Source organism: Alkalimarinus alittae (assembly GCF_026016465.1).
Lineage (GTDB): Bacteria > Pseudomonadota > Gammaproteobacteria > Pseudomonadales > Oleiphilaceae > Alkalimarinus > Alkalimarinus alittae.
This window is the reverse complement of record NZ_CP100390.1, coordinates 1,692,471-1,719,078: the sequence shown is the minus strand read 5'-3', so window position 1 is coordinate 1,719,078 and position 26,608 is coordinate 1,692,471. Positions and strand designations below refer to the sequence as shown.

Sequence of the window (26,608 nt, the reverse complement as noted above, 5' to 3'; positions counted from 1 at the left end):
AAGAACAGGAATATAAAGGGAATAAAATGCCACACAGTCAAATCAACCAAGATGACATAAACAAGGCAGTCTGGGCCGCCTGCGATACCTTTCGAGGTGTAATCAGCTCAGATACCTATAAAGACTTCATACTCACCATGTTGTTCTTAAAATACATCTCAGACGTGTATAAAAACGATCACGATAAACTCGTTGAGCAATATGGTGATAACCCTGCATTAATTAACGCGATGATGGCCAAACAACGTTTTGTATTGCCTGACGGTGCAAGCTTTTGGGATTTATACGAGCTACGCTACCAGGCAGGAAACGGTGAACGTATTGACCTAGCATTACACGCTATTGAAGAAGCCAACGGCACCAAGTTAAAAAATGTGTTCCAAGATATTACTTTCAATACAGATAAACTTGGACAAGAAAAACAAAAGAACGATCTGCTACGCCACTTATTAGAAGACTTTGGCAAAGACATCCTCAACTTAAGTCCTAGTCGTGTAGGCACTTTAGATATCATAGGTAATGCCTACGAATACCTCATCAAGCACTTTGCGGCGGGAGGCGGAAAAACGGCTGGCGAATTTTATACTCCGCCAGAAGTATCCGACTTATTAGCAAGCATCTTAGAGCCCCAAGAAGGTGACCAAATCTGTGATCCTGCCTGTGGTTCAGGCTCACTATTAATGAAATGTGGTCGCATGGTGCGTAACAACTTCAATGGTTCTAAGAAGTACGCTTTGTTTGGTCAAGAATCTATTGGTTCTACCTGGGCATTGGCCAAAATGAATATGTTCCTGCATGGTGAAGATAACCACCGTATTGAGTGGGGCGATACCATTCGCAACCCTTTGCTGAAGGATAAAGACGGCACTGGCTTATTGCACTTTGATATCGTGACGGCCAACCCTCCATTCTCTTTAGATAAATGGGGGTATGAAGATGCTGCAAGCGATCACTATGGGCGCTTCCGTCGAGGGGTACCACCGAAAACCAAAGGTGACTATGCTTTTATTTCGCACATGATCGAAACCTTAAAGCCTGAAAGTGGAAAAATGGGCGTGGTCGTGCCACATGGGGTGTTATTTAGGGCATCATCTGAAGGTAAAATTCGTCAGCAACTGATTGAAGAAAATCTATTAGATACGGTGATTGGCTTACCAGCCAACCTTTTCTTTGGCACAAATATTCCTGCTGCGATCTTAATCTTCAGAAAACATAAGGCAGACGCCAATGTGCTCTTTATTGATGCAAGCCGTGAATTTAGGAAAGGCACAAACCAAAATGAACTAACAATCGATAACATCCAAAAAATCGTCGATGCTTACAAGGTTCGTGAAACCACTGATAAGTATTCATATCTAGCTACTGTTAAAGAAATTTCAGACAACGACTTTAACCTTAATATTCCTCGTTATGTCGATACCTTTGAAGAAGAGATTGAAATTGATTTGATCGCGGTACGAGCAGAGCGACTAGACCTGCAAGCCCAACTGAAAGATATTGAAATAGAAATGGCAGGCTATATTGAGGAGTTAGGTTATGATTCCTAGTGGTTGGAGTCTTTTAAACGTAGCTGATTTTCTGGAGCGCATATCAATACCAGTAATACCAAAAGAGGATAAAACTTACCGTGAGATTGGCATTAGGTCACATGGCAAAGGTATTTTTCATAAAGAACCAACAGACGCTGTAACAATCGGAAATAAACGAGTCTTTGAAATAGTTAACAATGCTTTTATTGTCAATATAGTGTTTGCATGGGAGCAAGCTGTAGCCAAAACCACAGATAATGAAATCGGGTTTATTGCATCCCATCGGTTCCCGCAATTTTTGCCCAAAGATAATTTATGCGATATTGATTTTTTACTGTATTTTTTCAAGTCAACAAAAGGAAAATACTTATTAGGCTTGGCTTCTCCTGGAGGAGCAGGACGAAATAAAACTCTTGGTCAGAAGGAATTCGAAAAACTTGAAGTAATACTACCGCCCATCTTGGAGCAGCGAAAAATTGCCAAGATACTATCTACATGGGATAAAGCAATTAGTACCACTGGAGCACTAGTCAGCAACAGAAAACAGCAGAAAAAAGCCCTGATGCAACAACTACTCACTGGTAAAAAACGGTTTGGTGAGGGTGAATGGGAATATATCAAATTTGAAGAATTATTTAATCTAGAGATCGGTGGAACACCCTCAAGAACTGTTTCTGAGTACTGGGATGAGAATGGTGAGACTGAGAACCATTGGTTGTCAATCAGAGACTTAAAGGGAAAATATATCTCTAGTACATCTGAAAAAATCAGTGATTTGGGTGTATCCAAAAGTAATGTAACGTTGATACCAAAAGATACTATTGTTTTGAGTTTTAAACTCACTATAGGACGCAGAGCATTTTTAACTATGGACACTTATACAAATGAGGCAATATGCGGACTAGAAATTAAAGACAAGACTCGATTGGATAATAATTACCTTTATCAAGCTTTAGAGTTTGTCGATTTTGACAAAGAGATAGATCAGGCGATAAAGGGAAAAACACTCAATAAAGCAAAATTGAAACGGCTAAAACTATTAGTTCCAGATATCGCTGAGCAACAAAAAATTGCAACTGTGCTATCCGTTTCCGACCAAGAAATCGAAATTCTCGAGCAGCAACTCTCTGATTTACAGCAAGAGAAAAAAGCCCTGATGCAGCAACTGCTAACGGGCAAAAAACGCGTAAATATTACTATCCAAAACAGGAGGGCAGTATGTTAAAAGATATCATAATAAAAAACTTTAAGAGTTATTCTGAACAGCAGTTAGCTCTTGCACCATTAACCCTAATGATTGGAGCTAATGCATCAGGAAAAAGTAATGCACTTGAAGCTTTCCGGTTTTTAAGTTGGTTAAGTCAAGGGCAAAAACTTACAGTTTTAAAGCATCGAGTTGATGACTCTGAACAGGTTTTACGCGGCCAACTCAAAGATCTTGGTTATTTGGATAGCAGTGAATTTACTCTCGGCTGCAAAACGGATGATTCTGATTGGAATGACTTTCAGGTATCTATTTGTATTCGAGAGCAAGAGTTACACATCTCGCAGGAGCAAATTCAAGGAAAAGCAAGTACTGTCCCGCTATACCAAATAAAGCAGGCTGCTACAGGACTCAATAGTGATGTGTTGGTTGCCTATAATAATTTCTCAAGTGGTCAGCATAAACCGACAATTACTTGCACAGATCAAATTTCAATTTTGAATCAATTAGAGACACCAGCCGTTTTTGCTCATAGAAAATCTCAAGATGAAATACCTAAAACAGTAAAACGCTTTCAACACTTATTGGAAAATACTCTTTTCTTAGACCCTGTTCCTTCACTTATGCGAGGAGATAGTTTTGCTGAGAAAAAGTTAATGGGAGACTGTTCAAATCTTTCAGGTGTTCTTTTTACTTTATGGAAAGACGAAGCACTTCAGCCAATCATTATTGATTTTATTAAAAGCTTACCTGAGCAAGATGTAACTGGCATAGAGTTTTTCGAAGATCGTCGAGGAAAAATATCTCTTGAATTAATTGAAACCTTTGGAATAACTGCACGGAAGTGGTCTGTTGAATTATTATCTGATGGAACGCTGAGAGTTTTAGCAATTGCTGCTGCGTTACTATCAGCACCAGAAGGTGCAACAGTGGTTATTGAAGAAGTTGACAATGGAGTACACCCATCACGAGCAAAGCAGCTATTAAGAACAATGCGTGAACAAGCTACTAAACGAAATATCCGCCTTCTGCTATCTACACACAATCCTGCGCTAATGGACGCACTACCAGATGAAGCCTTGGCTGATGTCGTGTTCTGCTATCGAGATCCAATTAAAGGTGATAGTCGTTTATTACGTTTGGCTGATTTGCAAGATTATGCGGGGTTAGTATCACAAGGGCCATTGGGCGAACTAGTGACTAACGGTATCATTGATCGTTTTATTAAATCACCTGTTACGTCTGAGCAAAAAAAGAAAAACGCACTTGATTGGATTGACAAAATGCAAGGAGGCACGAGTGAGTGAAATCTGCTTAATTGATACGAGTATTTTTCTAAACCTATTGAACGTACCTGGACGAAATCAAGACAAAGAAGATGTAGTTAGTGATTTCAAAGACTACGCAGAAATGGAAGTTACTTTTATTCTACCTATGGCGACTATATTGGAAACAGGTAATCATATTGCTCAAAATGGTGATGGTGGTACACGCCGTACCACTGCAGAGCGTTTTTGCCTAGCTGTAGAAGGAGCGTTCAATGGTCAAGCCCCTTATCAGCCCAGTGAATTTCCTAACAGTTCAGAGGTGCTCACTTGGCTAAGCCAGTTCCCGGATCATGCAGGACAAAATAAATCTTCAGCTAAAACAACCGAAGGTACAAGTTTTGGTGACCTTAGCATTATTAAAGAGTATGAAAAGTGCCTTAATAAGTTTGGAATGTCTGAAATTTTTATTTGGTCATTGGATAGTGATCTTAGTCAGTTTCACCACAAGCCCTAATGTAATCAAAGAACAAACACAGACGATGAAAGGAAGCAGTAGATGACACAATCCTTAGCAAATTTCAGAGAAGAATTCAGTTCAAAAATCCCTGCATTAACTTTGCTATCGAATCTGGGCTATTGCTTTATTCCTCCAAACGACTGTGAACAATTTCGTGGGGTTCTCAATGTAGGCAATAAAACGACTAGTCAGGTTATATTACAACCGATTATGCGAGAGTTTTTAAGCCAACAGACCTTTCCTTTTGCTGGTAACTCGCACTCCCTTTCAGATTCAGCCATAGATAAAATCATTCATGAGCTGAACCCTACTATGAATGAGGGGCTCAAAGGCGCAAATGAAAAACTCTACAACGCCATGATGTACGGTGTAAGCGTAACCGAGTTTATTGATGGAAAAAAAGCATCCCCCACTATTCAGTTGATAGACTGGCATACCATTAGTAATAACCAGTTTCACTTCACCGAAGAGATGGTGATTCAAAACAGTGAAGGTACGGGTATCCGTATCCCTGATATTGTGTGTTTTGTAAATGGTTTACCTTGGGTAGTGATAGAAGCCAAGCGACCAGACTCCTCTAAAGAAGGAAAATCAACGCTTAATGAGGCGGTGTCTCAGCAAATTCGTAATCAAGGTCAAACTGAAATCCCTCATCTGTTTGCCTATAGTCAGTTATTGTTATCGGTCAATGGTCATGATGGTTTATACGGTACGTGCGGCACACCTGAAAATTTCTGGGCGAAATGGAAAGAAGAAGAAATCATCGAAGCCGAGATTGTTCGCTTAAAGAACAAGACGCTTGATGAAAGCCAGCTCAGCCGTTTATTCGACCATCGCCCTCGCGCGGCCAAAGATGAGTACTTGTCGTTAATTGCAGGCGGTGAGTTAACCGTTACCGATCAAGATCGACTATTGGTGAGTTTATTGCGCCCAGACCGCCTTTTAGAAATGACTCGTCTTTATACCTTGTTCGATAAAAAAGTAGGCAAGATCGTCGCTCGTTATCAGCAAGTGTTCGGCATTAAAGCCTTGGTTGAACGTATTACTAGCTTTGATGAAACAGGTACAAGGCAAGGTGCTCGAAACGGCGGTGTCATCTGGCATACCACGGGCAGTGGTAAGTCGTTCACCATGGTATTTTTATCGAAAGCCTTAATCTGGCTGGAAGAACTTGCTCAGTGTCGTGTCATTATCGTCACCGACCGTGTGGACTTGGAAGATCAGCTTAGTCGCACCTTTGCCTCAGGCGGCGTATTAACGGATCGTGATAAGAAAGACGCTATGGCGACTTCTGGTCGGCGTTTAGCGGAGCAAATAGGTAAAGGAAACGAGCGGGTTATTTTCTCTATCATCAATAAATTTGGTTCCGCGATTAAACATAAAGAATGTTTCAATGACAGCCCGAATATACTGGTATTGGTAGATGAAGGTCACCGCAGCCAGAACGGTGAAAACAACATTCGTATGCTGCAAACCCTACCTAAAGCCGCATTTATAGCTTTTACTGGTACGCCGTTATTAAAGGACGATAAAACCGAGAACAAATTCGGCAAAATCATTCACTCCTATACCATGCAGCAAGCGGTAGAAGATAAAACCGTAACCCCCTTATTGTACGAAGAACGTATTCCTGATTTAAATGTAAATGACAAGGCAATTGACGCCTGGTTTGAGCGTATTACCCAAAAGCTAACCGAGCAGCAGAAGACAGACTTAAAGAGAAAATTCTCACAAAAAGGTCAGATCTATCAAACGGAAGGTCGCATTGAGTTGATCGCCCATGATATTTCAGATCACTTCCAAAATTTTAAACAACAAGGTTTAAAAGGTCAGCTCGCCTGTGATTCTAAAGCCTCAGCCATTCGTTACAAGGTTGCTTTAGACAAAATAGGTAAAGTCTCCTCTGTCGTAGCGATGTCTGCCCCAGACACCCGTGAAGGCCATGAAGCAGTAGACCAAGAAAGCAAAGATATCGTACAAAAATGGTGGAAAGGTAATGTTGACCCAGACTACCGGGGCGATGAGAAAGCCTACACCAAAGCGATAATAGAAGCCTTTGGTCGCGATGACGGCCCAGACATCATGATTGTGGTAGATAAACTGCTAACGGGCTTTGACGAGCCGAAGAACACCGTACTCTATATCGACAAACCCCTTAAAGAACACAACCTCATTCAAGCCATTGCCCGTGTAAACCGCTTGCACAGCAAGAAGCAATTTGGGTATTTGATCGATTATCGCGGCATTTTAAAAGAACTCGACACCACCATAGAGAAGTATCAAGACTTAGCTGAACGGACCCAAGGTGGTTTTGATATTGACGACCTGAAAGGCTTGTATAACCGTATGGATACGGAATATAAGAAGCTACCAGGCTTATATAGCACTCTCTGGGCAATATTCGAAGACGTTAAAAACAAGCAAGACCCTGCTGCACTTCGCCAAGCACTGACGCCGAAGGTTAATGAAGTTCAAGGGCAATTAGTCGATACCAATCTAAAAAATCGTGATGAATTTTATACAGCGCTCACCGCCTTTTCAAATTGCATGAAAGTCGCCTTACAATCAGCCACTTACTTTGACGATAAGAGCTTTGAAGATAAGCGACTGCACTATAAACAAACGCTAAAAATGTTTATCGATCTACGCAAACAAGTACGTGAAGATGCCAACGAAACCATTGATTACGATGAGTATGCAGAAGACGTCAGGCAGTTATTAGATAAACACATTGCCGGAATAGAAGTGAAAGAACCAGAAGGCGCTTATTTGGTGGGTAATTTGGGTAACGATGTTAAGCCACAAGACTTAACGGATGACGAAGCCCGAAACCAAACCGATAAAATCACAGGGCGAATCACCAAGATGATCGAGCAAGATCTGGCAGATGACCCTTATGCTCAAGAGTATTTCTCTAACCTACTCAAGAAAGCTATAGCTGATACCAAAGCCATGTTCGATGCGCCTGTAAAGCAATACATCTTGTTTGCGGACTTCGAACAGGAAGTTAAAGAGCGCAAGGTGGCGGGTATGCCCATTGCATTTACTGATGCCGAAGGTAAACAAAATAAACATGCTCAGGCTTACTACGGTTTGTTCAAACACCTTTTTGATGCAGGGTTTCGCAGCAATACTGAACTAGATGATGACAAGCTCGTTAAACATGCATTTGAAATTGACAGTGTGGTTAAAACAGCCGTGGCTGAATACTCAATTAACCCTGCTGAGATAGAAAACGCCATAAGCATGAAGTTATTGCCTATGCTGTTTACTGATTTAGGTATTGAGAATGCAGAGCGATTTATTCAAGAAGTGCTGCAAATCACAAGGCTGGGCCTTTCTCGTGGGTAAGGGGCGCTCATGAAAAACATAAGCGCTGAAATAAGAACGACCACCCAAGAGCGTGGTATGTTTGCTTATGGCGAGGAAATAATCCATTACGACGTAATCCGTAAAGCGGCTGAATCAAGCTCTGACAATGCCGTTATTAATGGGAGGAAACCGTCTAAGGCTTCACATAAAGTCATTATCAAGGTTCACCCTGACCAACGTGTAGTCGCGACGGTACCGCATGATGCCACCAGTGAAGCCATTCAGAATGCAATGATCAAACGTGCTCGTTGGGTTTGGCAGAGCATCAAGGAGTTCGCATCACAGAATGATTATGTCTTGCCGAGGGAGTATGTAAGTGGAGAAACTCAGTTTTACCTTGGTCGAAGGTATGTATTAAAAGTATTAAATCAGCCTGATGAGGTTACAACGGTAAAGTTACTTCGAGGTAAGTTGGAGGTAACTCTACGCAATGAGCATGCTAACAGGTCAAAATATGTTAAAGCATTAATTGATCAGTGGTATTTGCAGCACGCAAAGAATGTTTTTCATGAGCGCTTACAGACCGTACTGCCCAAAGCCACATGGGTAGAAGGCATACCTTCTTTTCGCATTATGGCGATGAAAAAACAATGGGGAAGCTGCTCAACGAAAGGCAGTTTAATGCTTAACCCTCATTTGGTGAAAGCATCAAAAGAATGTATTGATTACGTGATACTGCATGAGCTTTGTCATATAGCTGAGCATAATCATAGCGAGAAATTCTGGCGATTATTGACACAGGTTATGCCTAATTGGAAAGAGGTTAAAGCTAAGTTGGATGACATGGCGGAGTTATATTTGAATGAATAATTTTTTGAGAAACAAGTATTTGTGAGTAATGGAATCTCACATTGAATAAATTTTTCTTTTGATAAAAAATAGGAGAGAGTTTTGAATTTAGTTAAGGGAAAACCCTTTGTGTGGACTGGTGTATTCGTCATAGTTACGATTACATTAGGTCTATTACCTTCGTTGTCACAAGTATTCTTTACAGGGGTTTGGATTACGGCTCTAATTATTTGTACGATTTTAGTCTTCTTGCTACCAGTCTCGTCTTTGGCATACCATATACATAATTTTTATGGTAAATCATTGAGAGATCTATTAATTCTTTATGTTGAAGCTGTGATTATTTTCGGGTGTGCTTATTTTTTAATAGGATACTTAGGTCAAACAGATATTCATTTTCATGGGGTAGATAACGTCACTCCAGAGCTACTGAACAAGAATCCTGAATTATTATTCACAAGACTAATTGAATACATTCATTTTAGTTTGGTTACGGTTTCAACTGTGGGCTTTGGTAATATATATCCGAAATCGGTTGGTTCATTAGTCGTCACCGCTGGTCAAATTATGCTTGGCTTATACACTGTTGTTATTGGTGTTAGTTCGGCGCTTAGCATTGTCGTTAATAAAAAAATTGCTGCTGAGGAAGAGGCAAAAAAAATACCTCTAAGGCTAGCTGCGTATGAAGATATATCTGTATATGTCAATCGAATGATGAGGCTCTTTATGAACTTTTATAAGCATTCCGTTCCTTCAGATGCACCGATAGACATGAAAGACTTTTTTTCCGTAGATTGTATGGAAACTATTTATGGCATGATCGATTTAAATGGTAGACCCGATGTTATTCCTGATCAGGATTGGTGGTCATACATCCCCGAGGAAGCTAAAAATATTATTGAGCTTGGTGAAAAGGTCCTGGTGAGGCATGCTGGCCATATAGACCCTGAGATATACAGCCTAGTGCATAGTATTGCAGAAAGTCCAGAGTTGTTAACCATGAAAATAATACCTAGATTGAAGAATTTACCGATCAGAGAAAATCACCCACCAATATTAGCTGCTAATGCGGCTACTCCTAGTCATGAATTTTTAACAAATATACTTAAGTTGCATAGTTGGTGTTGTGAATTAAAACAATCACAACCTGAATCTAATAGTCAGATGAGAGGACTATTTGAATATAACCCAAACTTTGAGAGACGCACTCCTCCAGCAAGCATGTATAGCAACAACAATGAACCTTCTAAGCAATTATCTCCTGTTTAATAAAATCAGTCGATTGATGTTCATTTTATACTGGCGCTAAGCTATTTAACGGCCTGTATTTGATGAGTAAATATATGCCACTAAACTTTGTCTCCAGTGGTTTGTGTACGAGCTATAGTGATTACATTAATTGGACTACAAAAAAAATCAAGTCCATGAGGCTCTAGGAACGAATGAGAAAAAATGATAGAGCTTTTGGGTTCAGTAAGAACTTGTTCGCCTCGATTAAATGGTGGTGCATTCCAAGTTCGTGCTCTTTCATCGTCAATCCAGAAATTTAAATTTCCATAGATCAGGTTGAAGCTACGAGTTCTATCAAAGTTTTTTTCTAGTCCGTATGTATGCGCCCGTTTTACAGCATTGTAAATGTATCTAGCTGTTTGAGCTAAACCATATCTATTTAAAGAGCGTTTTATGCTGGATATCGTTTGCTCCCCTGGACGATAAGTTAGTTTGAATACTTCGCAATAATGCATTAATAGATTTAGGGCTTCTTGCAATGCTAGCTCTCCCCATACATCAACAACAGCTAAAGCTTCTTGTATATCAAATAGCTTTTGAACAGAAAGTTGTTTTAATTGAACTAGGACTAAATCTGGGGAGTCTGCTTCAGATCCATTGATTTTGTACAGAATTTCCTCTTCATCAATAGAGTATTCAAAAGTAGATAGCATATGAACGGATTTTTTTACGGAGTCTAAGTCCAGAATAAAAATACCGCTATTTAATATGGCTTGACGATTTTTTGGGTCGACCCTCTTAAGGCTTACCTCATCCTTATTATCAATTAGGCCATATGTGAGACAATACAGACCTAAGAACAATTCTTTACAGTTAAGCTCTGAGTAATCAGGCTTGGAGCGAAAATTGTTTTTACATTTAGAAAGTAACTGCTCTGCTACTACTGATCGGTTAAGTGTTGTTTGATTAATACAGCCATCACAAGTGCAGGATTTACTTGGTTTGTGCTCACAATGTAGGCAACGAGGTAAATCAACCAAGTACCCCTCATTAGTTGTCATTACTACGTTACTGGATGATATAAAACGACAATCATAATAATTATTAAATCGATCGTGAGGATCAATTTGACAAACTTTTTCGGATGCTATATCTAAGAAAAAATTATTTGTTGTTTGACTTGCAGACCTCCTAATGAATGCTGAATGAAATGGTGCTCCACAGTATTCACATTTTATTTTTGTATGAATGTAGAGAGGAAAACATTTGAATAAAGCCTGCTTAACAGGCAAGCCAAACTCTTCAATAATCGATGAATTACTTCGTTTTTCTAAATAATATGCCTTATATATAAGGCTCCAATTCTGAATTGCTTTCATTTAAATTACCGTCAAAAATTAAGCAATTAATTACACCCATCACCCCAGTTTGGGAAACAACTATACATAGTCCCTCTTTTGGGGACAAGTGGCATTTGTCCCTAGTATGGGGACATATGTTTAAATCTATAAGTTCTGAAAAATACTTAGCTTTAATTGGCTGGCTAAAAGATGCTAGAAATGAGCAAAATCTATCTATGCGCGATCTGGCTTCGCTTATAGATGAGCCGCATCAATTTATCGGGAAAGTTGAATCTGCTGAGCGGAGACTTGATGTATATGAGTATTACCAATACTGTAAGGCACTAAATTTAAATCCAGCGGAAGGTTTAGATAGGCTCAAATAGCAGATAAATACCACAGTTACTTGAACCTCAAGACTTCAGTTTTATATCATTTGCTTCTTGAACACTAGACTAGTGTTTCCTAGATATTTTTTCGACATCGAGTTGTATCTCAAATTACCTCGCTTTAAGACAAACACGCCATTTCCAGTGTATTACCGAATTTAACTGCAATATGAATACAACTAGTCTCGGTTATATATTCACTTCTATGGAGCCACAAACTGTAAGTTATTCATAATAAACTCACTTGAAGTTTTGTAACACTTTAGGCTGCAAATTGAAGGTGGTATTTTAACTGTAAACATGTAGATGACATTATATAAAACTCCCCTGCGTTACCGGCGCTTTGTAGGTCTTTTAGGATTTGTTCGTACAGATCACCAAATAGGTGTCGCTCTTGAGAGTTGGTGAAATCAATTTCGTTGAGTTTATTCACTACCTGGCGCAAGAGTGTGCCGTTTTTCATGTAGTTGAAGGCATCACTAAAGGCTTCTTTAACCACATAACCACGCGGGTTGGTAGTAATTGGCGCATTGAGGTCTTTTAGCTCGGTAATCAGTTGGTTGTTGATAAAGCCTAGTAACTCGTCACCGGTCATGCCTTGGTTGTCTGCTGCCCAGTTGCGCCATAAGAACTGCTCTGGGATGGGTGTTCGATAGTTTTCTTGCTCGAATTCTAGTTCTTCTTCTTGGGCATCAAATATTTTAAGGAATAGTAACCAAGAAAGCTGACCTAAACGCTGTGCATCGCCATCGACACCTGCGTCTTTTCTCATAATGTCTTGTATGGATTTTATTACCGATGAAATGGACATAGGTTTACCAAGTTAGAATAACTGGATTCCCGCCTACGCGGGAATGACTAATGTGTTTAAGCGCTGTGCTGATCGTCATACAGCGCTTGTTCTAGTTCACTAATCGCCTGTTTATAGGCTTTTGGGCTGCCGAAGGCATTTTTTACGATTTCGAGTGGACGGCCCATTTTGTCGAAAGGGGCTACTTTTAAAACGTCTTTCGATTCGATCTCTGACACACCTATATCGGCATATTTATCCAGCAAGGTGTTTAATACGATTTGTGCGGCTTCGTTGTATTTGGTGAAGTAATTGCGTTTTTTAACATTGTCTGCCCGCTCTCGGCGAGTTAACGGGGGCTGATCATATACTACATGGCAGATGAGGTCGAACGGCCCCATATCTTTGCTTACATCTTGCTCTAAGGCTTGCCATATCACGCCATGGTTGGCTAATTCATCGATGATGATTTGTTTACGTTCTGCTTCATTCCACGATTTTACAAAGTCATCTAATGATTCAAACTGTTTAAGAACCGTATTACGGGTGTAGTCTTTAAAGGATTCGGTGACGAGCTTTCCGTCGGTATCGTAGTACTGCACACGCTCGGCCACTTTGGTGACATTTACCCCAGCTACGCGGTACTTTATATAATCACTTTCTTCTTTATCCCATTCGCCATCTGCTGCTGTATCACCATAACTTGCTGGCGTTTCACTTACTTCGCCTGCAGCTGGTTCATCGTCATTAATTGTATCGCCAAACTCATCATCAAAAGCGGAGTCTTCTAGATCGGTGATTGCGTCAGAACTACTGTTCATTATTTGCTCTGGTGGGCCGTCGAATTTTTCATCGGCGAAGAGTTCTGTGGCTTTTTTGAAATCTAGGATAGTGAACCAGAGTTTATTATAACGGTCGTCTATGCGTGTGCCACGGCCAATGATTTGTTTGAACTTAGTCATGGATTGGATGTTTTGATCGAGCACAACGAGCTTGCAGGTTTTGGCATCGACACCGGTGGTCATTAACTCTGAGGTGGTAGCGATGACGGGGTATGCTTTTTTGGGGTTAATGAAATTATCTAACTGGGCTTTGCCTAGCTCGTCATCCCCCGTTATTTTCATCACATATTTATCGTTTATTTTGACTTGCTCTGGATTGTGATTAATTAGAGCACGACGCATACGTTCAGCATGATCAATATCGTTACAAAACACGATCGTTTTGGCCATGGGGTCGGTACGTTGTAGATAAGCACTGATGGTTTTAGCCACTAAGTCGGTGCGTTCATCAATAACGAGGGTTCGGTCGAAGTCTTTTTGGTTGTATATGCGGTCTTTTATTAATTCGCCATTTTTGTCGATCTGCCCTTTTTCTGGTCGCCAGCCTTGCAGGTCAATATCTAAGTCCACACGCACCACTTTATAGGGTGCTAGAAAGCCGTCTTCTATCCCTTCTTTCAGTGAATAGGTATAAACAGGCTCACCGAAATAATCGATGTTTGAGACGTCTTCCGTTTCTTTTGGAGTGGCGGTGAGGCCAATTTGAGTGGCGCTGCTAAAGTATTCTAGGATCTCACGCCATGCGCTGTCTTCTGACGCGCTACCTCGATGGCACTCATCAATAATAATTAAATCAAAGAAGTCCGGGTCTACTTGCTTGTACGCTTTTTGGTATTCTTCTGGGCCGGTTAAGGCTTGATATAGCGCTAGGTGGATTTCATAAGCAGGATCAACGGTTCGGCCAGTAATTTTAGTCATCGCCTGACCAAAAGGCTGAAAATCATTAATACGGGTTTGGTCGATTAGGATGTTTCGGTCAGCCAAGAATAAAATGCGTTTTTTTTGTTTTGCCTTCCACAAACGCCAGATGATTTGAAAGGCAGTGTAGGTTTTACCTGTGCCGGTCGCCATCACCAATAGGTTGCGGTTTTCACCCCGAGAAACCGCTTCTACCGTTTTATTAATCGCTTGTAGTTGATAGTAGCGCGGCGCTTTACCGCTGCCGTCGTCATAATAGTCTTGCGTAATATACGGCATTTGGGCATCGGTATAGCCCTTCCAGACGGTAAACTTCTGCCAGAGTTGTTGCGGTGAAGGGAATTCTTCTAGGCTGATTTCATTTTCAATCGGCTGACCTTCAGAGACGGTTTTATCATGGAAAATAAAACCATCACCGTTAGAAGAGAAAATAAACGGTATATCCAACAGGCGAGCATAGTCGAGCCCCTGCTGTATTCCCTTGCCTATTTCATGTTTATTCGCTTTGGCTTCGATCACCGCCAAGGGCATGTTGGGCTTGTGGTATAAGACGATATCTGCAGATTTAACGGTTTTACGCACCCCTAACTGACCCCGCACAATCACCTTACCGTCTCGAAGTTTTACCTCTTGACGGATTTGCGTCATCGAATCCCACCCTGCCTTTTCCACATGAGGCATGATGTACTTCGAGATAATGTCGGTTTCAGTCAGTTGCTTCTTATTCATTCAGGTATCCATTCAAACTGTCCGCACTATGAACTGGCAATTCAGCATTGCGCTCATTCTCATAATCACCCATCTAGTCTTCCTGACTATGTGTGTTGGGTGTTGCGGTTTCATCCTGGAAACCTGTTGGTTTTTGATTTTTAGGTTATATGCTTGGAAACCACATAAATACTAACGTTAACGTGTAACTCCCTTATATCTAAATATTTATAACAAATAAATGCTGAGTAGACTAGGGATATTGAGGGTGTGCTGCACTGGCAGAGCAGTAAAGAGAGAATAATGCGCAAATGCTAGATTGGTGTGGCAGCAAGTACATTTGAATAACGCCGAAGATAATATCAATGATGGTAGCGTTCAGGTTCGCATTCTGATCGGGGGAGAGCCTCAACCGCAAACGGTTTTTATTGAATCCACCTAGCGACTAATATCCCGTTTGCCCTGAGCCTGTTGAAGGGTTGGATGCCTTAAATTCAACCGCTTACCATAAGCCACCGATGGTTCGACAGGCTCAGGGTGAACGGGGGGTGTGGCCAATGGCGAAACTGCACACCTTGTTGTGATTTAAATCGATAGCCAACCCAAATAATCACATCTAAATTAAAGCAATCGATCTGATAGATTTTGCCATCGGCAGCAGTTGTTGCATTTTTTAACAACTGCTGCACTGTTTAGCTCTCCGTCCTAAAACACATTACTTACGTGTCTCGATATTGTGGGTTTATCACGGTCAAATAATTGTGTCTTTTGGTTTAAACTGATCTAGACCGTTTCTTTTGCTAGCTGAACTTGTATTTCACCACTATGGGTTTCAAATATTGTTATTTCATTCATAAAAACACTCCTTGTTTTAATGACTTAGTGCATCACTAAGCATTGTTTTTAATTGGCCCCCAAGCTGTTTAATGCCTTCTTGCTGCTTTGCATACTCCGCCAACAGTTCTTCAGTTCCGTGACTGATGACTTCGCCAACATAAGGTTTTTTAATATCGAGGTTGTATTTGGTCGCTAGTTAACAAGACACCCTCCATTACTGTGATCTATTTAAGACGAAGTGATTTAGACTAGCTTCCTTCGACAGGCTCAGGACGAACGATTGGAGTGGGCGTATCAAAAACGGGTGTGGAAGGTATTGGGTTTAGTTGAATATGCGGAGGTATATAGGGAATATTTAACAGGATTTGTTTACAAGCTATCGAGGTATACTAAGCGAATAAGATATCCACGAAAATAGAGTTTGAAAAATGGAGCTGGCGGCAGGAGTCGAACCTGTGACCTGCGCATTACAAGTGCGCTGCTCTACCAACTGAGCTACGCCAGCTTTATCTTTTTTGCTTATTGCTGAACAGTTTTGCAAATCGCTTACAAACCAAAAATTATTTTCAGACATAAAAAAAGCCGCTCAGCAATGCTGTAAACGACCGATTTATGCTATTTGGTAGGACCTCTACCATGTCAAAATAAAGCCCTAAGTCATTGATAGTTGCCTAAAGCACCCTACCCTTGCCAAATATTGCCTTATGAAAAATCTACTAATGGCGATCAAGTTAATAAATAGGAATTTTAAGTAATATACCGTAATTAAGTGTCTAGACAAGACTAGTCGATTCACAAGTTATATACGATCATAACTATATATGATGGGTGTCTTGATAAATGGGTTTAAGGCGACCGTTAGATTCAGGCCTCATGATTCTGCAAGATTTGTCGCAAAACTTCATCCTCAACATCACCTTGATCCGATTTCGAATACAGGGTGACCATCGTAATGTGGGTCACGGTTTTGACATAGTAAACCACGCGATAACCACCGCTTTTGCCTTTGTTGTTATCGCTGTTCTTTACACGAATTTTAAACACAGTATAACCTACACCGGAGATTTGATCTCCTGGGGTTTTTCCGGCTTTTAACTCATTAATGACAGGCTCGATATCCGAACGGATGCGCCGATAACGGCGGGATAACTGACGTAGGTTTCGCTTAAATTCACGCGTGTAATCAATTTTCATTACGTATCTAAATCATCCCACAAAGTATCAATCGGTTGAGTATCACCGTTCACGGCTTCCTGCCAGCCTTGACGTAAGCTATCTTCAGCCGTTTTCAGGCTGACGCTTTCTCTAAAGGCGTGCACAATATTCAACAACGCAGGCAAATACTCATCCGGCACCTGGTTAATTTCATTTTGTAGCTGTTCATCATATTTGGGTAATGACATCATTTTGCCTCTGTTTTCTATTTCTTCATATATTCTATATAGTATACCTGCCATTTCTTATCTTCGCCTTCTTGGTTAATTAACTTACTGGATGACAATTAACAAGAAACCCATCATAACAGTTGACAACAAAACTATAATACTGGATATTTAAACAGTATAACCAATACTAAATTAGCTTGAAGTAAAAGGACTTTACCTCATGCCTAAGGCTAGAAAAAACCTTATATCTCTTGAAGATACCCCCTACTAGCATTGTGTCTCCCGCTGTGTTCGCCGTAGCTTTCTATGCGGTAAAGATAAACTATCAGGGGCTATTTCGAACACCGCCGCCAGCAGGTAGCAACAATTAACAAGACCTGCCCCTAAAATGCGTTACGAAACGCATTATTTTAACTTTCTATACGATGGGTGTCTTGTTAATCCGATATCTTGTTAATCCGATAAGAAGCAGGCCCTTAGGCCGATATTTTTCAAGGCAGCAATGCGAATCGAAGTAGTAGTTTTTCTGCGTTTTGTTTAGCTCGCATAAATGCGGTAACAAAGACAGTATCGGTAGGTTTGTCATACCTGTAGAGAATTTTATAGCCGCTATCGATCGTCAGCTGAAGATAATCAAATACGCCAATATGTTCTAGTTCTGGGCAAACTGGTCTTATTTCTGGGTGTTTGGCGAGCTTATCTGCTGCAATATCAAGAAGTTGTTCAGTTAATAACTCAGGCTCAGAGATAAACTCAACCATATATTGCTCAAGATAATAAAGGGTTTCGAGCCCAATATGAGTAATCTCAACATTTGCCAAAGCTTGTTAACCCTTCTTGTCTACGCTTTTTAGGGCCTCTTTAGCTTCTTCAGGCGTCATCGTATTACCTGAGCGAATATCTCTTTCGGCGAGGTTCATTAACCTCAATAAAGCGATAGCTTCATCCTTTCGTTGAGCCTGATGCTCGGACTCAATTCTGTAAACTGGTTTACCACTTTGAGTGATAACCATTGGCTCTTCAAGCTCTAAATTAGCAGCGTTCTGCTTCAAATAGCTGATAGTTTCAATTCTCAAAATGTATCCTCATACTTTAAGGGCTTGGTCTAATTATAGACCATTAAAAGACTGATTTATACAGAATAGACTTCTGCATTTTAAGACGAAGTGATTTAGACTAGCTTCCTTCGACAGGCTCAGGACGAACGATTGGAGTGGGCGTTTCAAAAACGGGTGTGGAAGGTATTGGTTATAGTTGAATATGCGGAGGTATATAGGGAGTCTTTAACAGTAATTGTTTACAAGCTATCGAGGTATGCTGAGCGAATAAGATATCCACGAAAATAGAGTTTGAAAAATGGAGCTGGCGGCAGGAGTCGAACCTGTGACCTGCGCATTACAAGTGCGCTGCTCTACCAACTGAGCTACGCCAGCTTTATCTTTTTTGCTTATTGCTGAAACAGTTTTACAAATCGCTTACAAACCAAATTATTTTCAGACATAAAAAAAGCCGCTCAGCAATGCTGTAAACGAACGATTTATGCTATTTGGTAGGACTAGGCAGATTCGAACTGCCGACCTCTACCATGTCAAGGTAGCGCTCTAACCAACTGAGCTATAGTCCTATTGTTCAGCGGGGCGTAATGTAACAAAGTTACTTTGCTTGATCAAGTGGAATATTCTGCTTTCTGGCACTTATCTATCGCACCAAAACCTTCTTGGCGGTCACTATTGATAGGGGTCAAACGTCTAGTTCGGTTAAATAGATAGAATTAACACTCTATCTTCTTATGCCTGTAGTTATATTATGAACGAACACTCCACTATCGTTTACCCTATTCGGGATTCTCTATACATCAATCTGAATAATAGATGTACGCTTAAATGTGTCTTTTGCCCTAAGTTTAATGGTAGTTGGCAGGTTCATGATTATGATCTGGCGCTTGACCATAAGCCTTCTGCTCAAGCAGTAATTGATGAGATCAAAGACCCTACCCCTTACGACGAAATAGTGTTTTGTGGTTTCGGGGAGCCGACGCTTCGCCTTAAAGAGCTTATTGAAGTGGCTCAATGGGTTAAGCATAAAGGCGGTAACGTGAGGGTTAATACTGATGGGTTGGCGAATTTAGCGCATAAAAGAAACGTGTTGCCTGAGCTAGCTAAGTGTGTGGATAGTCTTTCTATTTCTATGAACGCGCAATCAGAAGCGGTTTATAACCATCATTGCAAACCTGGCTTAGAGCACTCTTGGCGCAGTATGATGGAGTTTGTAGCTGAGGCACCTCAATATATTAGCGACGTAACAGCGACGGCAATAGAGGGCTTAGAAGGGGTTGATGTGGCGGCTTGTGAAGCATTAGCGAATGCGCTTGGGGTTAAGTTTAGAAAGCGCACTTTAGATGTGGTTGGCTAACGCGCTTTATCAAGCCATTAACCAACCACAAAGCATAACATTTAAACGTTATAGTACTCGCGATACCAAGCCACAAACTTAGCGATACCTTCTTCGAGTGGTGTTGATGGTTTATAGTCAACGTCTTGAATTAGGTCATCTACATTTGCGTAGGTATCTGGCACATCGCCTGGCTGTAACGGAAGCAGGTTCTTTTCTGCCTTCTTACCTAAACAGTCTTCTATGACTTCAATATAACGAAGAAGTTCGCAAGGGTTGTTACTGCCGATGTTATAGATACGGTAAGGGGCTTTGCTGGTGCCTGGGTCTGGGTTTTGGCCATCCCACTCGGTGTTCGGCGCGGCGACTTGATCTAATGTACGCAAAACACCTTCAACGATATCATCAATGTAAGTGAAATCGCGCCTGTGGTTGCCATAGTTGAATACGTCAATTGGCTTGCCGTCTAAAATGCTCTTTGTAAATAAGAACAGCGCCATATCAGGCCGCCCCCATGGACCATAGACTGTAAAGAATCTAAGACCGGTGGTCGGTACGCCGTACAAGTGACTATAAGTATGAGCCATTAGCTCATTGGCTTTTTTAGTGGCGGCATAAAGGCTGACAGGGTGATCGACGTTGTCATGCACAGAAAAAGGCATTGACTCATTAGCACCATAAACAGAACTACTAGACGCATACACTAGGTTCTCAACCTTATGGTGTCTGCAGCCTTCGAGTATATTCATAAATCCGACAATATTTGAATCTATGTATGCGTGGGGGTTTTCTAGTGAGTATCTAACACCCGCCTGTGCCGCTAAGTGAACGACACGTTGAGGTTTATATTTTTGAAAGAGTTCTTCCATCCCTTCTCTATCTTCGACTGACATACGGATATCAGTGAAGTTAGGATAGACCGTTAACCTTGCCAGTCGAGCTTCTTTTAAGCCCACTTCATAGTAATCGTTTAGGTTATCAACGCCGATAACCTCATCACCACGCTCTAGTAGCTGAATAGCCAACGTAGAACCTATAAAGCCTGCTGTCCCTGTAACAAGAACTCTCACTAAACACTCCTTTTTCTGCAATACGTTATATTCGGACGATAGCTACCGACTAGAAAATTAGCATAGCGCTAACATAAGGGCCATCAGACCTAGCGTCTACTTTAATGCTGCTCACTTCAGTCTTTACACCCATTGCTCGATAGCCTGCTTCAACACCAAAAAAACTCGCTCTGTAGCGTACTTTAGCTAAGAGGTCATAAACAGTGTCATCTTCTATAGAAATAGCGCTACCTTCTACACCTACTGATAAAGACGTTATTGGCAGTTCAAAAACGGCACTTCCATAAAGCATCGGAATAATGTCATCAATATCGGTTTTGCTAGAGCTGTATTTGCCTGTAATCGGGTCAGGATCTTGTTCGCGTAATAACAATAAGCCATCAAACACTTTAGCGGTCAAACCGACATCAAGATTCACCCAGTTATCTAGCACTTCATAATAAAGCGTGAAGTCATAGTTTGTCAGATCTAAGCTAGTTTGAATTCGGCCATCATATGTTTCGCCTTTAAAGTCAAAGTTGCTGACCGAATAAACGACTTGATCCATATCTGAATACTGAAAGCGGAAGTTCGGAATAATTGGCACGGGGTGGTCAAATACCGCCGTAAAAATAGCTGAGTCATCTCTGCCTAAGCCAAGATCTTTATCAACATCAATTTTTCCGCCGCCAGACTGAATGGTTCCAGATGTATCTGGAGACCAATAAGACAACGAGGCAGACATACCTAATACATCGGCATTAGCCGTCGTTGATAGTAACGAAGCCGCGATTACTGAAAACCCTATTTTAGTCAATTTCATTCCGTTCTCCCGCAATTATTGTTATTCGCTTTTTAATCGACTTAAAACTCTACGCCTAAACGTCGCCCGACTTCTTCGTAGGTTTCAATAACATTACCCAACCCTTGGCGAAAGCGATCTTTATCCATTTTATTACGTGTTTCTTTATCCCAAATTCTGCATCCATCTGGGCTAAATTCGTCACCTAGAACAATCTTGCCGTTACAAACGCCGAACTCAAGTTTGTAATCGACTAGCAGCATACCTGCATCAGCAAACAGTGCTTTTAGAACGGTATTAACTTCAAACGTTAAACGTTTCATTTCTTGCAACTGCTCTTCTGTTGCCCAACCAAATGACTGACAGTGGTATTCGTTAATCATCGGGTCATGAAGCGCATCATTCTTTAAAAACAGTTCAAACGTTGGAGGCGTCAAATCGATACCCTCCTCTACACCCAAACGGCGGCATAGGCTACCTGCTGCAATATTTCTAACCACGCATTCAACGGGAATCATATCCAACTTTTTAACTAAACACTCTTGGTCAGATAACAACCGATCGAAATGAGTCGGTATGCCGGCTTCTTCTAGTTTAGTCATAATAAATGCGTTGAACTTATTATTAACCATTCCTTTGCGGTTTAATTGGTCAATCTTCTCGCCATCAAACGCTGAAGTGTCATCCCTGAAAAGCAGCACAAAACGGTCTGGGTTATCAGTTTTGTATACAGACTTGGCCTTGCCAGTAAAGAGTTCTTCACGCTTTTCCATCGGAGTAATGCCTCAAAATTTTAAAATCAGTGTTTTGCAGGAACACCTGAAGCGCCCCTGCATTTAATAACAAACGCTAAATTAGGATATATTATCAAGCAGCAAGCTAAGAATATCCATCTCTTCTAACTGGGTCATCTCGCCATCTTTTTTATCGACGACTAACTGATATCCGCCTTCAATTTCAATTAGCTTCAGCACATAGTTATATTCAGGGCGATCGCTATCCCCTCCAGAAAATAACCCTGAGAACCATCCATCACTTTCTTCTTCTCGGCCATAATCTAAGTAAAATATGCCTTCACTTCTGTTTAAGTCGACAATCTTAATTTTAGCGCCATTCAATCCTTTAGTTGCAGAACTCCAGGCTCTATCAAACGCAAGATCAAGCTTTAAATAAGGGCGCTCATTCTGACCGGTAATTAATGCAACCTTTGAGGCACCACCAATATCTGTGGCTAATAACGAGTAGCTTCGATAAGACTGGTTATTTTCAAGGTATGAACTGATAATCTCAAGAAGCTTCTGTTCTGCCGCTTGACGTCCCGGCAAGCCTGACCACTCTTTAAACGCTTGCGGCCCTTTTTTAACGTCCAACACTCTTACTTGCAGCTCGGTAGTATTTCGTTTTACACCCTGGCCTAACTTAGCTTGTATAAGTAGCGGTCGATCAGCCGTCGCCCCACCCAAGTTGATTCTTGATAGCAACTGTTTGGATAGCAAGCTTGAACCCAGCACTTCTGTTTGCATAAGCCCCAGCCTTGGGTTTTCGAAGGTGACTTTTACACCGTTTTCATCCCAAAAATGATCAAGAGACGGCCAAATACGCCCTGGTGTTTCGTTAACCAACAGCCAAGACTGATCATCTAATGTTTCAATCACATAGTTTTCAGTCAATATCGTAATTGTTGCATCTGGCGGTGGTGGCAACATGTATTTTTCTGGAAGGCTCGTACGCTTTTCAATCGGCGGTATGGGATAGCGCGCTTTTACATCGCTACTCTTGTACCAATCCGGAATGACGATATTTTCACCATGCTCGGCATTGACGTAATCGTTGGATCGGTCTCGCACAATACCGCAGGCAGTTAGCGTTGATAATACCAACACTGCTGCAGTTAGTCTGATTAAAGTCATTAAATACACTGTCTGTTTACGGGCTAATTAATCGATTCAGAAAAAACACATGTTCTTTGCAGAATCACAAAGCACCAGCGCTTTTTAAAGCGGCTAATACATCTTGATGATAAGCGGGGCTCAACGGTGTTAGAGGCAGTCTAATACCATCTTGAATCAACCCTAACTGCTGTAAAGCCCACTTAACTGGAATAGGATTGGCCTCAACAAAAAGTTTGTTGTTAAGCGCTTCCAACCGTTGATTTATCGCTCTGGCTTCATCTGCTTTGCCCTCTAAGGCCAAGCGACACATATCTGCCATATCTTTAGGCAGCACGTTAGCCGTTACAGAAATATTGCCTTTTGCGCCCAATAAAATTAACTCAACAGCCGTCGCATCATCACCTGAGTAAACCGCCATGCGGTCACCGACAAGCTCTATCAACTCTTTACCTCGCGCTAAATTGCCTGTCGCATCTTTTACACCCGTAATATTTGGGATATCAGCTAAGCGCACCACGGTTTCGTTAAGCATATCAACTGCTGTTCTGCCGGGCACATTATATAAAATCTGGTCTACATCAACAGCTTCTGCAACCGCTTTATAATGAAGGTACAACCCTTCTTGCGTTGGCTTGTTGTAATAAGGCGTGACTAATAAGCAAGCATCAACACCTATCTTTTTTGCTTCGCGAGTAAGGTGAATCGCTTCTGTTGTGGAGTTTGCACCGGTACCGGCGATTACAGAAATACGACCTGCTACGCGGTCGACAACACGGCGTATAACGGCGCAATGTTCATCAGGGTTTAATGTTGCTGATTCCCCGGTCGTGCCAACAGCAACGATTGCATCGGTACCGTTTTCGACGTGAAAATCTACAAGCCCATCTAATCGTTCCCAATCAAGTGCTCCATCAGGGGTCATTGGGGTAGCTAGCGCGACAAGGCTGCCAGAAATCATACATCTCTCCATGCAGGGGGAATTAGTGCAAAGTAAAAAGGGATATGTTAATCGCCGCCCCTGTGTTACACAAGGGTAGAAGATAGAATTAACACGACTAAACGGCATTATTAGTAAATAAAACCTACATAATAATACTGTAATAAGTTTTTTATAAAAAACACAGCCCTAATAATGCGATATAACAGTCGATAACCTACTATTGCTTAATCTTTAACTGGGGTTGACAGCTAACCTTACTAAGCAGAACATATATTAAATTCGAGGGCACACCCTTTTCATCAAAATTGTATGTAACACAACTAGACTACAAGAAAATGGGTACTAAATTGCAACTCAGAAACACAACCTCTCTATGTTTACGTTAACTTTCGGAAATCGGACCGTTTAAATGAGCACAACATCCAATAAAGAGAACCATTTAGTCATTTCTGCGATTGGTGGCGATCGTCCAGGCATTGTCAACGAACTTGCTAAGGCCAGCTCAGAAAATCGTTGTAACATCATCGATAGTCGCATGACTGTTTTAGGCGGCGAATTTGCCGTCATTATGATGGTATCAGGGTCTTGGAATGATATTGCTAAGCTCGAGAACATTATTCCTACACTCGCCAAAAAGCTCGACCTTACGACTATCGTTAAGCATACTAAGCCACGCCAACCAAAACCGGCTATTTGTTACACTGCAAACGTTGTGGCTCTCGACAACCCTGGTATCGTTCATGAAATAGCGAACTTCTTTTCTAAGCAGAACATTAATATAGATGACCTTCAAACAGGTACCTATAGCGCCCCTCATACCGGGACGCAGATGTTCAATCTCAACATGGCGATTACCATTCCTTCAGACACTCACCTTGCAACTCTTAGAGAAGAGTTTATGGTGTTCTGTGATGATTTAAATCTCGACGCCGCTATTGAGCCTGCAAGAAACAACTAAGACGCAACCCAATAAACACTATACATCAGGCCATGTTATCCCTGCTTAAACTTGGCCTTTTCGTCTAAATTTAATACGGTAATAAATATGTCTAAGCTAGAAGTAGGCGAAAAGATTCCTCAGTTTGAGTCTTCTGCCACTAACGATACAACCGTTACACCTGACTCCCTGAGTGGAAAAAACGTCGTTATCTATTTTTACCCTAAAGACAATACACCAGGGTGCACCACTGAAGGTCAGGACTTCCGCGATCATTCAGATGCATTTACTGCAGCAAACACAATTATTTTTGGCGTATCTAGAGACAGCCTTAAAGTACACACAAACTTTAAAGCTAAGCATGAATTCCCTTTCGAGCTTATTTCAGACCCTGATGAAACGTTGTGTAAATTATTTGATGTCATAAAACTCAAAAAGCTTTACGGCAAAGAATACATGGGGATTGAACGCAGTACTTTTTTAATAGACGCAAACGGCGTACTTCAAAAAGAATGGCGAAAGGTAAAAGTTAAAGGTCACGTAGAAGAAGTGCTTGATGCCGCTAGCAACCTCTAATATCGAGCATCTAACCGCTATAACCTTTTCACCGTTGAATCTTCACCCTTTTAACCACCTGAATATGAGCGCTATTAAATAAGCGAATAGCGCTCAAAGACGCCCGCTGTATTGTAAATCTTTGTCAACACCGCCTCAATTCTCGATCAAATCACCCTGATTTGTTGAATGTGCTCACAATTTAGCCAATCTCTTCGTTTTATCAGGTACTTCAGTCTTTAAATAACATAAACTTAAAAATAGACACATCAGTTCACAAATTTTTACGTAACAACCAAGCCCCAAACAACAAAAACAAAAGGAAGTTCATAAATGAGAGCATTAAGTAGTTTTTTGTTGATTCTGACACTTATACCCTTTGCGTCACATGCGAGAAGCATAAGCGATGTCAAATTAGAAGAGATTATTAAAGTAGACGCTTCTGATGCAGAGCTAAGTCTTAACGGTGCAGCACTCAGAAAAACATACATGGTCATCAACACCTATGTAGGGGGGCTATATCTTGAGAACCCATCACACGATGAAAACCAAATTCTCGAAAGTGATGAACATCGCCGCATGCTGTTTCATGTACTTTTACGTAAAGTGACGGCTAGAAAAATAGCACAAGCACTTAAAGATGCACTGGTACTCAATATTAGCGTAGAAGAACAAAAAGAACTCGAACCCAATATCAACCAATTCATTGCGATGTTTGAAGGCAAACTTAAGCGCGGGGATGAAGTAAATATTGACTATATTCCTGGCAAAGGTACCCACGTCATTATTGGCGGTACCGACAAAGGGATTGTACCCGGAAAGCAATTTGCTGATGCATTACTATCAGTATGGGTTGGAGAAAACCCTGTTGGCAGTGGCTTTAAGCAAGATATACTAGGTTACTAAAATTTGTATATTAAGCGC

24 protein-coding genes, 3 tRNA genes and 2 pseudogenes are annotated in these 26,608 nt (G+C 41.1%); 13 read left to right on the top strand and 16 right to left on the bottom strand.

Annotated elements, in window-relative coordinates; genetic code table 11:
- Positions 1–26: 26 nt before the first annotated feature.
- The 7 genes from NKI27_RS07815 (at position 27) to NKI27_RS07785 (ending at position 9,948) form a co-directional block, all read left to right on the top strand.
- Positions 27–1,547 (top strand): type I restriction-modification system subunit M, encoded by a 1,521-nt coding sequence (locus NKI27_RS07815; protein ID WP_265049105.1) that lies wholly within the window; start codon positions 27–29, stop codon positions 1,545–1,547.
- The gene (locus NKI27_RS07810) at positions 1,537–2,754 is read left to right on the top strand and encodes a restriction endonuclease subunit S (RefSeq protein ID WP_265049104.1); all 1,218 of its coding nucleotides are present in this window, start codon (positions 1,537–1,539) and stop codon (positions 2,752–2,754) included. Before NKI27_RS07815 ends, NKI27_RS07810 begins: the two co-directional genes overlap by 11 nt.
- Positions 2,748–4,040, top strand: a complete 1,293-nt coding sequence (locus NKI27_RS07805; protein WP_265049103.1) for an AAA family ATPase — start codon at positions 2,748–2,750, stop codon at positions 4,038–4,040. The genes NKI27_RS07810 and NKI27_RS07805 overlap by 7 nt, the downstream gene beginning before the upstream one ends.
- Positions 4,033–4,515 carry a hypothetical protein gene (locus tag NKI27_RS07800; protein WP_265049102.1) on the top strand — a complete coding sequence of 161 codons (483 nt, stop codon included), beginning with the start codon at positions 4,033–4,035 and terminating at the stop codon, positions 4,513–4,515. The genes NKI27_RS07805 and NKI27_RS07800 overlap by 8 nt, the downstream gene beginning before the upstream one ends.
- A gap of 42 nt (positions 4,516–4,557) precedes the next feature.
- Complete coding sequence (locus tag NKI27_RS07795) at positions 4,558–7,869, top strand: type I restriction endonuclease subunit R (RefSeq protein ID WP_265049101.1); 3,312 nt, start codon at positions 4,558–4,560, stop codon at positions 7,867–7,869.
- Positions 7,870–7,878: 9 nt separating this feature from the next.
- Positions 7,879–8,700, top strand: coding sequence for a M48 family metallopeptidase (locus NKI27_RS07790; protein ID WP_265049100.1), 822 nt, complete (start codon positions 7,879–7,881; stop codon positions 8,698–8,700).
- 81 nt (positions 8,701–8,781) lie between these two features.
- Complete coding sequence (locus NKI27_RS07785) at positions 8,782–9,948, top strand: potassium channel family protein (RefSeq protein ID WP_265049099.1); 1,167 nt, start codon at positions 8,782–8,784, stop codon at positions 9,946–9,948.
- Between the two features lie 80 nt (positions 9,949–10,028).
- On the opposite strand, the gene NKI27_RS07780 is transcribed toward NKI27_RS07785, so the two are convergent.
- Positions 10,029–11,288, bottom strand: a complete 1,260-nt coding sequence (locus tag NKI27_RS07780; RefSeq protein WP_265049098.1) for a hypothetical protein — start codon at positions 11,286–11,288, stop codon at positions 10,029–10,031.
- Positions 11,289–11,404: 116 nt separating this feature from the next.
- On the opposite strand from NKI27_RS07780, the gene NKI27_RS07775 reads away from it, so the two are divergent.
- On the top strand, positions 11,405–11,635 hold the full coding sequence (locus NKI27_RS07775) for a helix-turn-helix domain-containing protein (RefSeq protein ID WP_265049097.1): 231 nt from the start codon (positions 11,405–11,407) through the stop codon (positions 11,633–11,635).
- A gap of 319 nt (positions 11,636–11,954) precedes the next feature.
- Here the strand turns inward: NKI27_RS07775 and NKI27_RS07770 are convergent.
- From NKI27_RS07770 to NKI27_RS07750, 6 genes and pseudogenes are all read right to left on the bottom strand, one after another.
- Positions 11,955–12,449 (bottom strand): annotated as a pseudogene (locus NKI27_RS07770) (type I restriction-modification system subunit M N-terminal domain-containing protein); the annotation flags it as partial.
- A 56-nt stretch (positions 12,450–12,505) separates the two neighbouring features.
- Complete coding sequence (hsdR, locus tag NKI27_RS07765) at positions 12,506–14,917, bottom strand: EcoAI/FtnUII family type I restriction enzme subunit R (RefSeq protein WP_265049096.1); 2,412 nt, start codon at positions 14,915–14,917, stop codon at positions 12,506–12,508.
- Positions 14,918–15,390: 473 nt separating this feature from the next.
- Positions 15,391–15,585, bottom strand: coding sequence for a RhuM family protein (rhuM, locus tag NKI27_RS19400; RefSeq protein WP_406803018.1), 195 nt, complete (start codon positions 15,583–15,585; stop codon positions 15,391–15,393).
- Between the two features lie 577 nt (positions 15,586–16,162).
- Positions 16,163–16,238 (bottom strand) — tRNA-Thr (locus NKI27_RS07760).
- A 359-nt stretch (positions 16,239–16,597) separates the two neighbouring features.
- The gene (locus NKI27_RS07755; RefSeq protein ID WP_265049095.1) at positions 16,598–16,927 is read right to left on the bottom strand and encodes a type II toxin-antitoxin system RelE/ParE family toxin; all 330 of its coding nucleotides are present in this window, start codon (positions 16,925–16,927) and stop codon (positions 16,598–16,600) included.
- Positions 16,927–17,190: a hypothetical protein gene (locus tag NKI27_RS07750; RefSeq protein WP_265049094.1), complete on the bottom strand. Its 264-nt coding sequence runs from the start codon at positions 17,188–17,190 to the stop codon at positions 16,927–16,929. Before NKI27_RS07750 ends, NKI27_RS07755 begins: the two co-directional genes overlap by 1 nt.
- A gap of 148 nt (positions 17,191–17,338) precedes the next feature.
- Between NKI27_RS07750 and NKI27_RS07745 the strand changes: the two are divergent.
- Positions 17,339–17,469, top strand: a pseudogene (locus NKI27_RS07745) (Type I secretion system protein TolC); the annotation flags it as partial.
- 140 nt (positions 17,470–17,609) lie between these two features.
- Here NKI27_RS07745 and NKI27_RS07740 read toward each other — a convergent pair.
- From NKI27_RS07740 to NKI27_RS07725, 4 genes are all read right to left on the bottom strand, one after another.
- Positions 17,610–17,939 (bottom strand): hypothetical protein, encoded by a 330-nt coding sequence (locus NKI27_RS07740; RefSeq protein ID WP_265049093.1) that lies wholly within the window; start codon positions 17,937–17,939, stop codon positions 17,610–17,612.
- A 6-nt stretch (positions 17,940–17,945) separates the two neighbouring features.
- Positions 17,946–18,194, bottom strand: coding sequence for a type II toxin-antitoxin system Phd/YefM family antitoxin (locus NKI27_RS07735; protein ID WP_265049092.1), 249 nt, complete (start codon positions 18,192–18,194; stop codon positions 17,946–17,948).
- 281 nt (positions 18,195–18,475) lie between these two features.
- Positions 18,476–18,551: transfer RNA gene (locus NKI27_RS07730), tRNA-Thr, on the bottom strand.
- 114 nt (positions 18,552–18,665) lie between these two features.
- Positions 18,666–18,742, bottom strand: a tRNA-Val gene (locus NKI27_RS07725).
- A gap of 182 nt (positions 18,743–18,924) precedes the next feature.
- Between NKI27_RS07725 and NKI27_RS07720 the strand changes: the two genes are divergently transcribed.
- Complete coding sequence (locus tag NKI27_RS07720) at positions 18,925–19,530, top strand: TatD family nuclease-associated radical SAM protein (RefSeq protein ID WP_265049091.1); 606 nt, start codon at positions 18,925–18,927, stop codon at positions 19,528–19,530.
- Positions 19,531–19,571: 41 nt separating this feature from the next.
- Here the strand turns inward: NKI27_RS07720 and NKI27_RS07715 are convergent, their stop codons facing one another.
- The 5 genes from NKI27_RS07715 to dapA all read right to left on the bottom strand — a co-directional run bounded on the left by NKI27_RS07715 (position 19,572) and on the right by dapA (position 24,210).
- A complete protein-coding gene (locus tag NKI27_RS07715; protein ID WP_265049090.1) occupies positions 19,572–20,579 on the bottom strand; it encodes an NAD-dependent epimerase in 1,008 nt (335 codons plus the stop codon).
- Positions 20,580–20,628: 49 nt separating this feature from the next.
- A complete protein-coding gene (locus NKI27_RS07710; protein WP_265049089.1) occupies positions 20,629–21,381 on the bottom strand; it encodes a TIGR04219 family outer membrane beta-barrel protein in 753 nt (250 codons plus the stop codon).
- A gap of 41 nt (positions 21,382–21,422) precedes the next feature.
- Positions 21,423–22,133: a phosphoribosylaminoimidazolesuccinocarboxamide synthase gene (gene purC, locus NKI27_RS07705; protein WP_265049088.1), complete on the bottom strand. Its 711-nt coding sequence runs from the start codon at positions 22,131–22,133 to the stop codon at positions 21,423–21,425.
- An 81-nt stretch (positions 22,134–22,214) separates the two neighbouring features.
- Positions 22,215–23,270 (bottom strand): outer membrane protein assembly factor BamC, encoded by a 1,056-nt coding sequence (gene bamC / locus NKI27_RS07700; RefSeq protein ID WP_265049087.1) that lies wholly within the window; start codon positions 23,268–23,270, stop codon positions 22,215–22,217.
- Positions 23,271–23,334: 64 nt separating this feature from the next.
- Complete coding sequence (gene dapA / locus NKI27_RS07695; RefSeq protein ID WP_265049086.1) at positions 23,335–24,210, bottom strand: 4-hydroxy-tetrahydrodipicolinate synthase; 876 nt, start codon at positions 24,208–24,210, stop codon at positions 23,335–23,337.
- A gap of 391 nt (positions 24,211–24,601) precedes the next feature.
- On the opposite strand from dapA, the gene NKI27_RS07690 reads away from it, so the two are divergent.
- The 3 genes from NKI27_RS07690 (at position 24,602) to NKI27_RS07680 (ending at position 26,590) form a co-directional block, all read left to right on the top strand.
- Positions 24,602–25,150: a glycine cleavage system protein R gene (locus tag NKI27_RS07690; RefSeq protein WP_265049085.1), complete on the top strand. Its 549-nt coding sequence runs from the start codon at positions 24,602–24,604 to the stop codon at positions 25,148–25,150.
- A gap of 87 nt (positions 25,151–25,237) precedes the next feature.
- Positions 25,238–25,705: a peroxiredoxin gene (locus NKI27_RS07685; protein ID WP_265049084.1), complete on the top strand. Its 468-nt coding sequence runs from the start codon at positions 25,238–25,240 to the stop codon at positions 25,703–25,705.
- 312 nt (positions 25,706–26,017) lie between these two features.
- Positions 26,018–26,590 carry a chalcone isomerase family protein gene (locus tag NKI27_RS07680; protein ID WP_265049083.1) on the top strand — a complete coding sequence of 191 codons (573 nt, stop codon included), beginning with the start codon at positions 26,018–26,020 and terminating at the stop codon, positions 26,588–26,590.
- Positions 26,591–26,608: the final 18 nt, after the last annotated feature.